Origin of the sequence: Arthrobacter sp. B6, from assembly GCF_001663775.1 — a bacterium.
Taxonomy (GTDB): domain Bacteria; phylum Actinomycetota; class Actinomycetes; order Actinomycetales; family Micrococcaceae; genus Arthrobacter.
In genome coordinates this window covers 1,414,639-1,429,605 of sequence record NZ_KV467168.1, presented here as the reverse complement: position 1 = coordinate 1,429,605, position 14,967 = coordinate 1,414,639, and the positions used below count along the sequence as shown (strand labels likewise).

General features: G+C 66.6%; 12 protein-coding genes. 6 read left to right on the top strand and 6 right to left on the bottom strand.

Annotation, left to right across the window (positions count from 1 at the left end; all coding sequences use genetic code 11):
- Positions 1-29: 29 nt before the first annotated feature.
- The gene (locus tag AU175_RS06135) at positions 30-1,331 is read right to left on the bottom strand and encodes a hemolysin family protein (RefSeq protein WP_066286708.1); all 1,302 of its coding nucleotides are present in this window, start codon (positions 1,329-1,331) and stop codon (positions 30-32) included.
- Between the two features lie 196 nt (positions 1,332-1,527).
- On the opposite strand from AU175_RS06135, the gene AU175_RS06130 reads away from it, so the two are divergent.
- Both AU175_RS06130 and AU175_RS06125 read left to right on the top strand, forming a co-directional pair.
- Positions 1,528-2,442 (top strand): ABC transporter ATP-binding protein, encoded by a 915-nt coding sequence (locus AU175_RS06130; protein ID WP_066286706.1) that lies wholly within the window; start codon positions 1,528-1,530, stop codon positions 2,440-2,442.
- Entirely contained in the window at positions 2,442-4,061 is a 1,620-nt protein-coding gene (locus tag AU175_RS06125; RefSeq protein WP_066286705.1) for an ABC transporter permease, read from the top strand. The genes AU175_RS06130 and AU175_RS06125 overlap by 1 nt, the downstream gene beginning before the upstream one ends.
- Before the next feature lie 24 nt (positions 4,062-4,085).
- Here the strand turns inward: AU175_RS06125 and AU175_RS06120 are convergent, their stop codons facing one another.
- Positions 4,086-5,669 carry a serine hydrolase domain-containing protein gene (locus tag AU175_RS06120; protein ID WP_066286703.1) on the bottom strand — a complete coding sequence of 528 codons (1,584 nt, stop codon included), beginning with the start codon at positions 5,667-5,669 and terminating at the stop codon, positions 4,086-4,088.
- 157 nt (positions 5,670-5,826) lie between these two features.
- Between AU175_RS06120 and AU175_RS06115 the strand changes: the two genes are divergently transcribed.
- From AU175_RS06115 to AU175_RS06105, 3 genes are all read left to right on the top strand, one after another.
- Positions 5,827-6,465: a hypothetical protein gene (locus AU175_RS06115; RefSeq protein WP_066286702.1), complete on the top strand. Its 639-nt coding sequence runs from the start codon at positions 5,827-5,829 to the stop codon at positions 6,463-6,465.
- Positions 6,465-6,686, top strand: coding sequence for a helix-turn-helix domain-containing protein (locus tag AU175_RS06110; RefSeq protein ID WP_197497053.1), 222 nt, complete (start codon positions 6,465-6,467; stop codon positions 6,684-6,686). Before AU175_RS06115 ends, AU175_RS06110 begins: the two co-directional genes overlap by 1 nt.
- Positions 6,687-6,774: 88 nt before the next feature.
- A complete protein-coding gene (locus AU175_RS06105) occupies positions 6,775-7,245 on the top strand; it encodes a DUF309 domain-containing protein (RefSeq protein ID WP_231938479.1) in 471 nt (156 codons plus the stop codon).
- On the opposite strand, the gene AU175_RS22285 is transcribed toward AU175_RS06105, so the two are convergent.
- Complete coding sequence (locus tag AU175_RS22285) at positions 7,242-8,567, bottom strand: alpha/beta fold hydrolase (RefSeq protein ID WP_231938478.1); 1,326 nt, start codon at positions 8,565-8,567, stop codon at positions 7,242-7,244. The two genes, AU175_RS06105 and AU175_RS22285, sit on opposite strands and share 4 nt — an antisense overlap.
- A gap of 62 nt (positions 8,568-8,629) precedes the next feature.
- On the opposite strand from AU175_RS22285, the gene AU175_RS21650 reads away from it, so the two are divergent.
- Positions 8,630-8,782, top strand: a complete 153-nt coding sequence (locus tag AU175_RS21650; protein ID WP_156642202.1) for an LPXTG cell wall anchor domain-containing protein — start codon at positions 8,630-8,632, stop codon at positions 8,780-8,782.
- 236 nt (positions 8,783-9,018) lie between these two features.
- Here AU175_RS21650 and betT read toward each other — a convergent pair whose 3' ends face one another.
- The 3 genes from betT to AU175_RS06080 form a co-directional block, all read right to left on the bottom strand.
- Entirely contained in the window at positions 9,019-11,151 is a 2,133-nt protein-coding gene (gene betT, locus AU175_RS06090; RefSeq protein ID WP_066290649.1) for a choline BCCT transporter BetT, read from the bottom strand.
- Between the two features lie 560 nt (positions 11,152-11,711).
- On the bottom strand, positions 11,712-13,352 hold the full coding sequence (locus tag AU175_RS06085; RefSeq protein ID WP_066286699.1) for a GMC family oxidoreductase: 1,641 nt from the start codon (positions 13,350-13,352) through the stop codon (positions 11,712-11,714).
- Positions 13,353-14,849, bottom strand: coding sequence for an aldehyde dehydrogenase family protein (locus AU175_RS06080; protein WP_066286696.1), 1,497 nt, complete (start codon positions 14,847-14,849; stop codon positions 13,353-13,355).
- Between the last annotated feature and the right edge of the window lie 118 nt (positions 14,850-14,967).

Genomic DNA, 14,967 nt, shown 5'->3' with positions numbered 1-14,967 from the left:
GCCAAGGCGGACCTAAACGCCCTGGCCGCTCAACCGTCGTCGGGCTTTACCCTGACGGGCGTCACCCGGATCCGGGCGATGCGCAGCCGGTCCATCGCGATGACGGTCAGCACGTGGCCGGATATCTCCACCCGGTCACCTGCCTGCGGCAGGCGGCCGAGGCGGTCCATGACGAACCCGGCCACTGTTTCATAGTGGCCGTCCGGCAGCGCGATGCCGGAGGCTGACTCGAATTCCTGGAGGATCAGGCCGCCGTCGACGTCCACTGCCCCGTTGGCGATGCTGATGCGGTCCTCGTGGTCGGCCCCGGCGTCGTACTCGTCGTAGATTTCACCCACCAGTTCCTCCAGCAGATCCTCCAGCGTCACGATGCCGTCCGTGCCGCCGTATTCGTCAACCACCAGCGCGATGTGATGCCCCAGCCGGCGCATGCGGGACAGCGAAGGCAGCACCCTGTTCGTGCCCGGCAGCGGAAGAATCTCGCGGACAATGTCCTTCACCATCCCGTCGTCATACGCGTGTTCCCTGGACATCAGGTCGCGGAGGTGGACAAAACCCAGGACGTCATCCGGGGACTTCCCGATCACCGGATACCTGGAAAACGGACCGTCCCGGACCATGCTGCGTGCGGCCGCGATGGTCATGGTGCCGTCGATAAAGGTCACCTCAGTGCGTGGCCGCATGACTTCCTGCAGCGAACGGTCCCCGGCCCCGAACACGTCCGTCAGGATGTTGCGACTGTGTTCTTCCAGCGTGTCGCTCTCCACGACCATGTCCCAGAGTTCCTCCGAGCTGACGCCCTCCTGCTTCGCGTGGGGATCACCGCCGAAGAGCCTGACCACCACATTGGTTGAAACCGACAGCAGCCAAACGACGGGCCGCATGATTTGCGAAAGGATGATCAGCGGGGGCGCCAGAACCTTCGTGAAGCCAACAGCGCTTTGCATGGCAAGTCTTTTGGGCACCAGCTCACCCAGCACCAGCGAAAGATAAGCCACCAGCAGCGTCATGCCGATAAAGGCCACAGGTTCAGCCGAAGATCCCAACCCCGCCGCCTCCAGAAGGGGCTCCACATCCGGGGCAATCGTGGCGGCACCATACGCGGCGGAGAAGAAGCCCGATAGCGTCACGCCGATCTGGACTGTTGAGAGGAAGCGGTTGGGATTCCGCGCCAAAGCGGCTATCCGGGTCCCGCGCGTGCCCGTTCTTTCGATCTGGCGGACCTGGCTCTCGCGAAGGGAAACCAGCGCCAACTCCGTGCCGGCAAACACTCCGCCCACCAGCACAAAGAGGAGAACCCAAAGGAAATTGACCAAAGTGCCGCTGTCCATGACCTGACACTACCGAACACACCGAAACCCCCTCACCAGGAAGGTGCGGGCCAGCGGTCTCTTCCTCGCCCGATCAGGTGCTTGTAAGCTGTGGATCGGAGAGCCGGGAAGCCTGGTCGGCCCGTAGGCAATGCCTGCGGAACGTCCCGGCGGCCGCCTCGGACGTTCACGTGATGACCCGAGGAGCGGACGGCTCGTGAATGCAGCAGCAGAACCTGTCATTGAGACTCTTGGCCTGGTCAAAGACTTTGGCAGGACCCGGGCACTGGACGGCCTGGGCCTGAGCGTCGCCGCCGGGGAAGTCCACGGATTCCTGGGCCCCAACGGTGCGGGCAAATCCACCACACTGAGGATACTCCTGGGTCTCATCCGCCCGACGGCCGGCACGGCCCGGGTGTTCGGGCTGGATCCCTGGGCCGATCCCGTCGGGACCCATCAGGACATCGCCTACGTCCCCGGAGATGTGAGTTTGTGGCCGAACCTTTCCGGCGGGGAAGTCATCGATCTGCTCACCGGCCTGCGCGGCGGCGCCGACGCAAAGCTTCGAGCCCAACTCATCGAGGAGTTCGAGTTCGACCCGCGGAAAAAGGCCCGGACCTACTCAAAAGGCAACCGGCAGAAGGTCGCCCTGATCGCCGCATTTGCCCGCCCCGCCCGCCTGTATTTGCTGGATGAGCCCAGCGCCGGCCTGGACCCCCTGATGGATGCGGTGTTCCGCCACCAGATCCGGCGCGTCAGCAGGGACGGGGCCACAGTCCTGCTCTCCAGCCACATACTCAGCGAGGTCGAACAGCTGTGTGACCGGATCACCATCATCCGGTCCGGAACCGCGGTGGAGACCGGGACCCTGGGCGAACTCCGGCACCTCAAACGGACGCATTTCCGGGTCACCGGCCTGGCGGATCCGGCACGGCTGGCGGCGCTGCCCGGCACGTACGGGGTCAGCGTCGACGGCGCCGCCGCCGAGTTCGAGGCGGACGCTGCCGACCTCGGTGCCGTCCTGGCCGGCATCGCCGAGCCGGGCATCAGCGGACTCACAGCCGCACCGCCGTCGCTGGAGTCACTGTTCCTGCGCCATTACAGCGACAGCGACGGCAGTGAGGTGCGGTGATGTCCGGCGTGCTGCGCCTGGCACTGTTCCAGGCACGCCGGGACCGGGTGACGCTGCCCGTCTGGATCCTGGGCATCGCGCTGCTCGGCTTTGCGACCTCCAGCGCGGTGGTCACGCAGTTCGGTGACGAGGCCGCACAGGCTGCGATCCTCACCCTGGCAGCATCGAACCCTGCCTTCCTCTTCCTCCGCGGCCTTCCCGACGGCACCGGCCTGGGGGCTGTCGTATTCTTCCAGGGCTTTGCGTTCACGGCGGTCCTGGCAGGACTGATGAGTACTTTCCTGGTGGTGCGGCACACCCGGACCGATGAAGAGCTCGGACGGGCCGAACTCCTGGGCTCGGTTCCGCTTCCGCGGGCGGCGGCACTGGCGGCGACGCTTTTGTTGGGCGGGGTCGCAAACCTGCTGCTGGCCGCGTTTGCTGCCGCAGGTTTCGTCGCGGCCGGACTGCCGGTTTCCGGCGCTGCGGGGGCGGGTGCCGCCGTCGGGGCGGTCGGTATCTTCTTTGTGGGCGTTGCCGCGCTCATGGCCCAGGTCCTGCCCTCGGGCAGGAGCGCGAACGGCGCGGCGGCCGGCCTGGTCGGGGCGGCCTACCTGGTCCGTGGTGTTGGTGACGCACTGGGAACTCCGTCGGCGGACCTGCTGCACGTGAGCAGTGCGTGGCCTTCGCTGCTGTCGCCCATCGGCTGGGGCCAGCGGTCGCGGCCGTTCACCGCGCCGGACCTGTCCGCGCTGCTGGTCCTTCTCGCTGCCGCGCTGGTCCTGGGCGCAGTTGCCATGCTGATCCGGCGACGGCGGGACGTGGGCGCCAGCCTTCTGCCCCAGCGCAGCGGCAGGGAACGGGCCGGAGTCGGGGGTAGGTCATTCGTGGGCCTCGCCTGGCGCCTGCAACGCTCCACGCTGGCCGGCTGGAGCATCGGGGCGGCGGCCCTGGGTGCCGTGGCCGGCGCGCTCGGCCCCCTGGTTTCCGAGACCGTGTCCAGTGTGGCGCCATTGAAGGAACTCATTTCCCGCCTCGTGCCCGGCGGCCAGGCGGGGCTGATCGACGTGTTTGTCACGGCCCTGCTCGGTATCGCAGGGGTTTTCGCCGCGGCTGCGGGCATTCAGGCGGTGCTGCGGATGCGCGCTGAGGAGGCGGAAGGCAGGGCGGAGTTTCTGCTCTCCGTGCCGTTGTCCCGGTCCCGGTGGCTCGGCGCGAACCTGTTCATCGCCGCGCTGTCCGCGGTGGTTGTTTCCGGAACTGCCGGCGTCGCCGCTGCTTTTGGCCTGGGACTTTCGGGCACATCCAACGGTCCCGCCGTGTCCCTGGTTCCGGCTGCGCTGGCGCACGTTCCGGCTGCCCTGGTATTCCTGGCAGCGGCCTCGCTGGTCTTCGCTTCCGCGCCGCGGCTCAGCGCTTTGCTGGGGTGGGGGATGCTTGCGGCCGGGCTGGTCCTGGGCGAATTCGGGGAGCTCTTCGGGCTGCCCTTGTGGCTGCAGGACCTGAGCCCGTTCCGTCATTCCCCGGCCATGCCCGTGGAACCCTTCGACCCCGCAGGGGCGCTGGCCCTGGCCGTCATTGCAGGCGCCCTGGCGGCCTTGGCCGCCTACTCGATCCGGCGCCGGGACCTCACTGCGTGAAACCGGGCGGCTGCCGGCGCCGCCCTAACGGGCCCTCTCTCGCCCGCTTGCAAGGATCTTGGCGAGCAGCCAGACCGTCCGCGGGACCGGCCAGAGGATGGCCAGCGCGAGCACTGGCACCAGCGAGACACCGACGTCGGGAAACTGGCGGATGATGACCGGCAGGCTTGTGTCGAACCGCGCGGGTGCGTAGAGGAAGCACAGCCACAGGGCGAACCCGTCCAGGGCGAGGGCGACGGCGGCCCAGGCCACGGGAGCCCAGAGCTTCTTCTGCGGGGCTTGCCTCCGGAGCAGGAACCGGAGGGCCAGCCACAGGCTCAGCAGCTCCGCCAGCAGCAATGCCAGCGAGACCGCCCAGCTGTAGCGCTGCAGCCAGTCCTCGTGCACCACCGCGGGCACCGGGGACTGGCCGTGGAGGATCCGCAGGACGTTGGTGTCGATGGCCTTCAGGCGAGACGGGGCAGCTGTGTCGTTTCCGTTGATGACCAAAGCGACGCCGAGGCCGGCTGACGGCACCATGGCCAGGTAGGTGTGGCTGTTGCCCCATTCGCCCTGATGTTCCAGGAGCCGCGGCAGGTCTGAGTCCGGGACGGGAGGCGCCGCCGGATCCACGGACTCCACCAGCGGCCGGGTGAACCAGCCCATGGCATAGCCCTTTGACTCGTCCACCTGCACGCGCGGCTCGAACATCGCCGCCACGCTGTTGGGCTGGAGGATCCGGGCGTCACCGTACTGGCCGCCGTCGAGCAGTGCGGTCAGCATATGTCCGAGGTCCTCGGCCGAGGCGTACATGGTGGAGGACGGCATCCCGGTGGTGGGTGCAGGCACGTCGGTCTGGAGCCAGAACGAGCCGAACCATCGCGAGTAGCCGGCGGCCGCGTCGTCAGCGCGTGCGGCAGCCCGGGTCGGATGGCTGTGGGCCATCTCCAATGGTCCGAATACGTGCTGCTCCATGTAGTCCCCGAACGGCTGGCCGGAGACGGTCTGCACCAGGAGACCCAGGATGTTGAAGTTTGCATTGGCATAGCCGAATGCAACACCTGGCGTGCCGGCCAAAGGGGAGTCCGACAGGGCCCGCACCCCTTCCTCAAGGGCCTCGGGGTCCTGGGAGTCTGAGCCTTCGAAGGCCGTATCCTTCGAAGCCATGCCGCTGGCCTGGTGGAGCAGGTGCCGGACCGTGATCGCGGACGAGCGGCTGTCGTCCAGCGTGAACCAGGGCAGATACGTCTGTACGGGCTCATCCAGCCGCAGCCGGCCGGCCTCCACCTGCTGCATCACGGCGATGGCCGTGAGTGACTTGCTGGTGGAGGCCAGCAACACCGGCGTCTGGGCGGTCAGCGGCCGCCCGGAGTCGTCGGCGCGGCCAAACGCGGCGGAGTGCACCTGGACGCCGTCCCGGACGACGGCGACGGCGGCGCCCGGAATTCCGAGGCGGTCGATCTGCTCCTGCAGGAAGGAGTCCACCGCCGCATATGCCTGCTCCTGGACCGCGGGACTTGTGGGCGGCCCGTCGGGAGGGGCTGGTTCCGGCGTGGCGACGCCGCCGATGATCCCGGCGGCAACGAGACACAAGAGGAGGCAGCGCGTAGACCGGAAGATAGTCCGCATACCCACACCTGCGTTCGCCTGACGGTCCTCTCACGGTAGGGCCTGGTAAGGCGGAAAACAATGCACGGTAGCGGGCGTTGGCCCTTGACGGCGGGCCACACCACCTCTAGGTTATTGAATATCGATATTATCGATAGTCAATAATCTTTGGGGAGGCATGAAACAAGTACACCGCGCCTTCGGAAGAACATCGGGCGGCAAGAGGGTTGTGTCCAACACTGACGCCTTGGCGGTGATGATCGTCGCAGCCATTGCGGCCGTTGCCACAACGGCTGCGACGGTCTCCGGCGTCATTGCCTCCTTTGTGGGCCCTGTGACGCTCACCCTTCCGCTTGCCACCAGATCCCTGCGCCCGACCGGTCTGAGCCTCGGAGCGGAGGCACATTTCACGTCCGTTGAAGCGTTCATCCCAGCGCTTCCTCCCTCTGAGGCCTCCCTGCTGGCATGGGCGGGGGTGCTGAACCAGGTCAGCATTTTGGCTGTGCTGTCCCTCCTGTTCCTGCTCGCGTTCCGGCTGCGGGGAGACAACCTGTTCACCGCGGGTTCGGTGGGGATCATTGGCCGCTGCGGGGCAGTCCTGGCTGTGGCCGGAACTGTCGGCCAGGTTCTCGATCAAATCGCCCGCAGCCGCCTTGCGGAAGCGATTGGGGCAAACCAACGGACGGCGGAAGACGGCATCATCTTCATGGGGAACCTCGACATCGGACCGGTGATGGCCGGCATGGTGCTCATTCTGGTCGCCGGGGTCTTCCAATTCGGCGGCCGCCTGCAGAAAGATACCGAGGGCCTGGTCTGATGCCTGCCGAAGACGCCACCGGCATTCACTGCCGCCTCGATGAGCTCCTGGAGGCGCGGGGCATGACCCTGACGGAACTGAGCAAGCGCGTCGGTGTGAGCCTGGTAAACCTGTCGGTACTGAAGAACGACCGGGCAAAAGCGATCCGGTTTTCCACCCTGACCGCGATCTGCCACGCCCTGGACTGCCAGGTGGGTGAACTGCTGGTCGCCGAGCGGTGATTGCCGGCCGGATTCCGATCTGTCGCCCGGCGGACCTTCGAAGGCCAGGCCTTAGCATTGGGCAGATGAAGGTTGGTAAGGTCCACGGATGCTCAGAGCGGAAACTGCAATGACCAGGGACAGGGATCGGGATGCATCAAGGCGCCCCCGGCAGGCCCGGCCGCGTGACGAACTTGGGAGGCCGCTGCCGTACGGAAGCGCTGGCGTGGAGCCTGTCTCCGAGGAGCCGCTGCCGCCGGCGGAGACGTTGGCCTCGGCCCGGAGCCTGGTGGAAGCGGGCCGGCCCTTCGCCGCGCACGAGGTACTTGAGGCCCGCTGGAAGGCCGGGCCGGCCCAGGAACGCAACCTTTGGCAAGGTCTCGCCCAGATCTGCGTCGGGCTCACCCACGCCGCCCGGGGGAACAGCGTTGGCGCGCTCCGGCTGTTCGAGCGCGGTGCGGCCCGACTCGAGGAGTACGGTTCCGGCGACGGGCCGACCTACGGGCTCGATTTGTCGGCCGTGGTGAGTTGCGCGCGTGATCGGATGGGCACCGGCCGCTCAGCCGGCGACCAGCGCTAGGCCCGCGGGAACCCGACGTACCGGGGCACCCTTTCGGCGTAGTCCGGGTAGGACTGCGGGAAAAGTTCTGCCACCACGGCTTCTTCACCAAGGACAAAGCGGTGTTCCACAAGCAGTTCGGCCGGCAGCGTCACGAGGACCCAGGATGAACCGGCGAGGGTTCCTGCGCCCAGTTGGATGAGCCACCAGCCCACGTACATGGGATGGCGTGTGATTGCATACGGGCCGGTGACGACCAGCTCTTCCGGCTCCTCCAGCGCGAAGGGGCCCGCCGAGCGGCGCCGCCGTTCCGCCAGGGCCCAAAGATTCAGGCCGACGCCGGCGAGCACCAGTGCCGCCCCCTTCAGCCGGTGCAGGGAGCGGGGGCCGGGAAGCGGCATTGGACGGAGCCTGGCCAGGAGGACATCCAGGGCCATCGCTGCGATGGTCGGCAGCGGCAGCGGGAGGTTTTCGTAGGTCGCCTTCAACTTACTGGCCAGGGTTCCGGCGGGGCGGCCGGTCCCAGGGTGTCTGACGGACGGCGGGCGTCGCGCGAGGGAGCGGAAGAACGCCGTCGTATCCTCTGCCACTAGCTCCGGACACTCCCACAGGACCATGTGCCCCACGTCGGGGTAGACCAACAACCCCGCGCCGGGTATCCGGGCCGCCAGCGTTTCCTGGTCGCTGCGCGGCAGCAGGTTGTCCCGGGCGCCCCACAGGATCAGCGTGGGCGCCTGGATGGTTCCTGATTCCGTGGGCGGGCTGGCCTCGCTTAACCCGTTCAGTAACCTTTTCCACGTGTGCGCCGGCATTTTGAGGCCGTCGCGTACCCGGTCCTCGATGTACCACGGGGGAACCTCGTGCAGCAGCGGAAACCAGGACAGCGAATCCCGGACCCAGTCCTCGTCGATGGGGTCGGTCAGGGTGTCCACTTCGTCGGCAAAGGGGGCCCGTCCGTGGAGGCTCACGGGACAGCCCACCAGCACCAGCGCCGCAACCTTTTCGGGATGGACGACGGCGAGTTGCTGGGCCACGTACCCGCCGCTGGAAGAGCCGACGACGAAGGCCCGCCGCACGTTGAGGGCGTCCAGGATCGCAGCGGCGTCCTCGGCCTGTTCCGCCAGGGAGTAGCCGCCCTCGGGCTTGTCCGCTTCGCCCTGGCCGCGAAGGTCCGGGGCGTAAATCCGGAAGCCGGTCATCAGGGGTATCAGGCGGTCAAAGCTTCGGCGCGATTCACCCCACGGATGCAGCAGCAACACCGGTTTCGCACCGGCGTCGCCCTGCACGAGGCACGGCACGGTGATGCCGGTGCGGAGCCTGAGATCCCGGACTTCGGATTCCATAGCTACAGGCTACGCCGGCCTTTTAGTGCACCCGGATTCCAGGGTGGCGTAGGCTTTCCGGCATGGGACTTATCATCACACTGCTTATCATTTGGCTTGTTCTGTCGATCATCGGCTTCGTACTCGAGGGATTGCTGTGGTTGGCCATCATCGGCCTGGTGCTGTTCGTTGGTACAGCTGTCTGGGGCTGGGTGAAGCGAAAAGCCAGAGCTTAGCGCCTAACCTCGTCCGCGCGACCCTGGGTGGCCGCCTCCAGCAGCGGTGCCGTCGGCCAGTGAACTCAAACCATTGCCGCGATTTCTTCCGCAAACGCGGAGGGAGGCTGCCGTCTCGGTGACGGCAGCCTCCCTCGAGTTATGCGCCTATGGCGTCCACACGGCAGGACTCAGTGGAGTGATAGTGATTGACCCCGTTCTCGCCGTCCCCCCTTCTGCGCAGGGGAGACGTCGTGTCACTTTGTCTCCTCCTGGCGCACGAAGTCGGACTCCCAGTTGTCCTTGGCCGCCTGGTCCTCGGTGACGGCTGTGGTTCCGGGCAGCGCCCGGTTCAGGTGCAGGAATTCGAGGTGTGTCTCGTAGTGGTCAAGGACATCGGTGATGACCTGTTCCTTGCTGTAACCGGCGAGGTCATAGCTGTGGCTCCCCTCGAGGGAGAAAACCTCCATCCGGTAGTACTTCGGGTCAAGCGCGGCATTGCCCGGCGCATAGGACGGGGTGTCGTACTGGACCGGGTAGATCTGGTACTTGAACGGGCGCTCATCGCAGAGCCGCACCAGCAGGTCGACGTGGCGGATGCCGCAGGTCTCAACAATGCCCGTCGTCAGGCTCACGTTGGCGTCCTGCGCCTTCAGTTCGTCGTACACCTCCTGCAACGCGGGCAGCGCCACGGTGTCCACGAAGCGGTTCGCATGCTCCGGGCCCGGATAGGTCATGGCCCGGTTGAGGCGCTGCCGCCACGTGCGGGACGACGATCCGTCCGCGCTGTGGCCGGAGATGATTCCCGGCAGGCTCGCGCGGTAGCTGTCGGCCAACGAGTTCTCCACGCGCAGGGCCTTGTAGAGGCCCAGCATGATGAACAGCAGCAGGATCGAGAGCGGTAGACCCATGATGATCGTCGCGTTCTGCAGCGTCGTCACACCGCCGACGGTCAGCATGGCGAGCGTCAGGAGACCGGTCACCAGGGCCCAGAAGACGCGCAGCCACTTGGGTCCGTCGGCGTTGGCGTCCTTCAGGTGGCTCGTGAAGTTGGCCATGACGAGGGCACCTGAATCGGCGGAGGTGACGTAGAAGAGCAGTCCGGTGAAGGTGGCCACACCGATGATCAGCGGCGCGGCGGGGTACTGCTCGAGGAGGCCGTAGAACGCCCGCTCCGGCTGGGCCATCGCCGTCTCCCCGAAGGCAGCATTACCGTTCATCACAATGTCGAGGGCGCTGTTGCCGAAGATCGAGATGAACACCAGGATGAACGCGAAGGGGACCATGAGGGTGCCCAGCACGAACTGACGGATGGTGCGGCCGCGGGAGATGCGCGCGAGGAAGAGCCCTACGAAGGGAGCCCAGGCTATCCACCACGCCCAGAAGAAGAGTGTCCAGCCCTGCAGCCAGTCACCGGGCCGGTCATAGGCGAAGGCGTCCAGCGTCATGGCCGGGAACCGGCTGAGCACGTCGCCGGTGTTCTGGATGATGCCGTCCAGCATGAAGCTGGTCTTGCCGCTCAGGAGGATGAACACCATGAGGGCGAGGGCGAGAATCACGTTCAGTTCGGCGAGCCGGCGGATTCCCTTTTCGACGCCGGAGAGCACGGACGCGGTGGCCATGACAACGGCCACAACGATCAGGCCGATCTGCACGGCGACGTTCTCGGGCAAGCCGAACATGAGGCTGAGCCCGTAGTTGAGCTGCACGACGCCGATGCCCAGGGAGGTGGCGATGCCGAAGATGGTCCCGAGGAGGGCTGCGATGTCCACGCCGTCGCCGAGCGGACCGTTGATTTTCTTGCCGAAGATGGGGTACAGCGCGCTGCGGATACTCAGGGGCAGATTATGCCGGTAGGCGAAGTAGCCCAGGGCCAGTCCCATGAGCGCGTACAGGGCCCAGCCTGTGATTCCGTAGTGGAACAGGGTGAGGACCATGGCCTGCCGGGCGGCCTCGACGGTGCTGCCATCACCCTGCGGGGGAGCCAGGTACTGGGTCACGGGCTCGGACACCGAGAAGAACATCAGGTCGATGCCGATCCCCGCTGCGAAGAGCATTGACGCCCAGGTGAACATGCTGAACTGCGGCTTTGAATGGTCCGGGCCGAGCTTCGTCTTGCCCACCCGGGTCAAGGCGAGGACCAGGACGAACACCACCACGAGGGTAACGATCAGGAAGTAGTACCACCCCATGTTGGTGGATACCCAGGTGACCATGGACCCGATCAGGGCCTCGGCGCCTGCGGCGTCGCTGATGGCCCAGATGGCGATCGCGAGGATCCCGGTGGCCGACCCGATGAAGACGGTCCAATTGACGCGGGTTCGAGCCGCAGGGGTCGTGTCACCGCCTCCAGTAACTGTTACGGGCGGAGCGTCGGCTATCTGACTCATGTCGTCCCTCTCATTGTGCATCGCACATCATGACGGTGTTTCGTCCGGGCGGAAATGGCGCGGGGCAAGACCCGATCCGGGCAGATGGTGTCAACCGCGGACATTCGACGTGGGCTATCAACCCAGCCGAACCCGTCCATGCCGCTTGACTCAATACTTTTGCGTTCCAATATCTGGACTCCTCAGTCGGAATGCATGATGGTGATTACCCGTGGCCGCCATTGGACGCGGGTGTATCAACGGCAGGGCAGCGATGGCGGGCCCTCGGCCGTTTCCCCCAAGTTTTTTCGCCTCATTTGGCTGTGCCTACGCCGGTTCTCCGTGAGAGGAGCCCCATCGACTCCGCTGGTGTGGCCTAGGTCATATGAGGAGATTAGTTCACATTGAACATGTGTTCAAGACTTCTGGATAAAGAATGTTCAAGATTAATTCCCCTTGGCGCGATAGACCCGGGCTGCTGCGGAAAGACCCGGTGGAGGGGGCGTGAGGCATCCCTCCACCGGGTTTGGCATCGGCTCCGGAGCCCGCTGTGGGGCGCGCTGCTGGTCAGGCCAGGGGGGTCAGGCCAGGGCCGCGCTGAGCTCCGCCTCGGCCGTCGCTGTTTCCCCGGTGCGACTGGCGCGGATGAGGTCCGCGCAGCGTTCCCCGATCATCATGACGGTGATGTTGGGGTTGACCGTGACGTGTTCGGGCATAACGGAGGCGTCGGCGACGCGCAGGCCGGTGACGCCCTTGACCCGAAGCTCGGGATCGAGCGGTGACATCTCGTCGTCGGCCGGGCCCATGCGGACGGTGCCGACCGGGTGGTAGACGGTGTTGTGCGTCTTGCGGATGTAGTCCTGCAGTTCCTCATCGGTCTGCGCGTCGATGCCGGGCGAGAGCTCCCGGCCGGTCCATTCGGCCATGGCAGGCTGGGCGGCGATTTCTCGGGCCTTGCGGATGCCGGCGACCATGACGCGCATGTCGTGGCCCTCCGGATCAGTGAAGTACCGCGGATCCACCATCGGCTTGTCGCGGAAGTCCCGGCTGCGCAGCCGGACTGTACCGCGGGAGCGGGCGTGTGTGACGTTCGGGGTGAGGCTGAAGCCGTTCTCCGTGGTCGGGTAGCCGTACCGCAGCGTGTTCATGTCGAACGGGACGGAGCCGTAGTGCATCATCAGGTCCGGGCGGTCCAGGCCTTCCTCGGTGGGCGTGAAGATGCCGATCTCCCACCACTGCGTCGAAGTCTGTACCATCGGCTGCCTCGCCTCGAACTGCACGACGCCTTCGGGGTGGTCCTGGAGGTGCTCGCCGACGCCGGGGGAGTCGACCAGGACCTCGATGCCGTGCCCCGAGAGGTGCGCGGCGGGTCCGATGCCGGAAAGCATGAGCAGCTTGGGTGAGTCGATGGCACCGGTGGACAGAACAACCTCGCAACGCGCGGACAGCCGGTGGGTCCGGCCGAACGCGGAATCCACGACATCGACGCCGGTGCACCGCTTGTCCGCGTCGAACACCAGTTGGCGGGCGCGCAGGCCGGTCAGCAGTGTGAAGTTCTCGCGCTCGATGATCGGGTGAATGTAGGAGACCGAGCTGGAGGAGCGGGTGCCGTCCACGCGGCGGTTGATCTGGAAGAAGTTCGCGCCATTGATCACCGTGGTGCCGGCGTTGAATTTCGCCCGGGGAATTCCGGCCTGTTCGCAGGCATCCAGGAGCGCGACGCCGGCGGGGTCCGCCGGGGGCACGTTCATCAGGTGCACGGGTCCTGAGTCTCCGTGGTGCGGCGCGTCGGGGCCGGCGTCGTCGTTGGTCTCCAGCCGCTGGTACAGCGGCCAGGCGGCCTCAGCGTTCCAGCCGGTGGCGCCGTACTTGGACTCCCACTCGTCCAGGTCTTCGCGCGGTGCCCAGAAGGCGATGCAGGAGTTGTGGCTGGAGCAGCCACCCATGACCTTGGCACGGGAGTGGCGCATGAAGGAGTTGCCGTTCTCCTGCGGTTCGATCGGGTAGTCCCAGTCGTAGCCGGATTCGAGCAGCTCCATCCAGCGGTCCAGCTGCAGTACTTCGGGCACCCCGCGGTCGTCCGGGCCGGCCTCCACCAGCGCCACGGACACGGCCGGGTCCTCACTCAGCCTGGCGGCGACTGCGGCTCCGGCGGATCCGCCGCCGACGACGATGTAGTCGAACCCGCGGTCGTTGAGGTTCTCAACGTTGTCGATGTGCATCTAGTTCTCCTTGCCGTGGTCAGCGAACCAGCCCGTTACCTGCGGGCTGGTGTTCTGGTAGATGTGCTTGGACTCCTGGTATTCAGCCAGGCCGGTCGGCCCGAGCTCGCGGCCGACGCCGGACTGGCCGAAGCCGCCCCATTCGGCCTGCGGGAGGTAGGGGTGGTAGTCGTTGATCCAGACGGTGCCGTGCCGCAACCGGCCCGCCACACGCTGCGCCTTGCCGGCGTCCTGGGTCCAGACCGCCCCGGCCAGCCCATAGATGGTGTCGTTGGCGGTCGCGACCGCTTCATCCTCGGTGCGGAAGGTCTCAACGGTCACTACCGGGCCGAAGGCTTCATCCACGACGACGGACATCCCCTTCTGCACGCGGTCCAGGACGGTTGGCTGGTAGTAGAAACCGGCGTCGTACTGCTCTCCAACAGGTGCCGCGCCACCGCACCGCAGCCGCGCACCCTCCTCCACTCCGCGCTGGACGTAGGTGTGTACCTTGTCCCGGTGGGCCGCGGAAATCAGCGGTCCGGTTTCGGCAGCTTCATCGAACGGGCCGCCGATGCGGATGTCCTGGGCGCGGCGGACCAGCTCATCGACGAAGCGCTCGGCGATCGATTCCTCAACCACCAGCCGCGCCCCGGCGGAGCAGACCTGCCCGGAGTGCACAAACGCCCCGTTCAGGGCATTGTCGACGGCGGCGTCGAAGTCCGCGTCGGCGAATACCACGTTGGGGTTCTTGCCGCCGAGCTCCAGCGCCACCTTCTTCACGGTGCCGGCAGCAGCCGCGGCAATACGCTTGCCGGTCTCCAGCCCGCCCGTGAAGGAGACCAGGTCGACGTCGGGGTGTTCCGAGAGCGGCGCCCCCGCCTGCGCGCCGGCGCCGGTTACGAGGTTCGCAACACCGTCCGGAAGGCCCAGGTCCTGCAGCAGCTGCATGGTCAGGATCGCGGTGGACGGGGTCAGCTCGGAGGGCTTGAGGACGAAGGTGCAACCGGCGGCCAACGCCGGGGCGATCTTCCACGCGGCTTGAAGCAGGGGGTAGTTCCAGGGCGTGATCAGGCCGCAGACACCCACCGGCTCGTAGACAATCCTGCTAACGACGGCGGGGTCCCCGGCGTCGACCACGCGGCCCGACTGCTGGCCTGCGAGCCTTCCGAAATATTCGAAGCAGGCGGCGATGTCGTCTATGTCAATGCGGCTTTCGATGATGCGTTTCCCGGTGTCCAGCGATTCGGCGCGGGCGAATTTTTCGCGGCGGTCACGCAGTTCCGCGGCGACCTTGAGGAGGAAGGCGCCGCGCTCAGGGGCCGGAACCGAGGACCAGGCGCCGGAGTCGAAGGCTGCGCGGGCCGCAGCGATGGCGCGCTCGGCGTCTTCCCGCCCGGCCTCGGACACGGTGGCGACCAGTTCGCCGTCGGCCGGGTTGCGAATTTCACGCACCGCGCTGGACGCGGCCGGCTCCCACGAGCCGTTGATGAACAGGGTGGATGCGGTATCCGTCATGGTTCTCCTTGGGTGGTGCGGGGATGAGTAGTACGGCCACGGTCTTGTGGTTGGCTCCCGATCCGCCGCGGCGGGACGATGTGCCGACCTGCTGCAGGGGTGCCACGGTGCCGGTGCT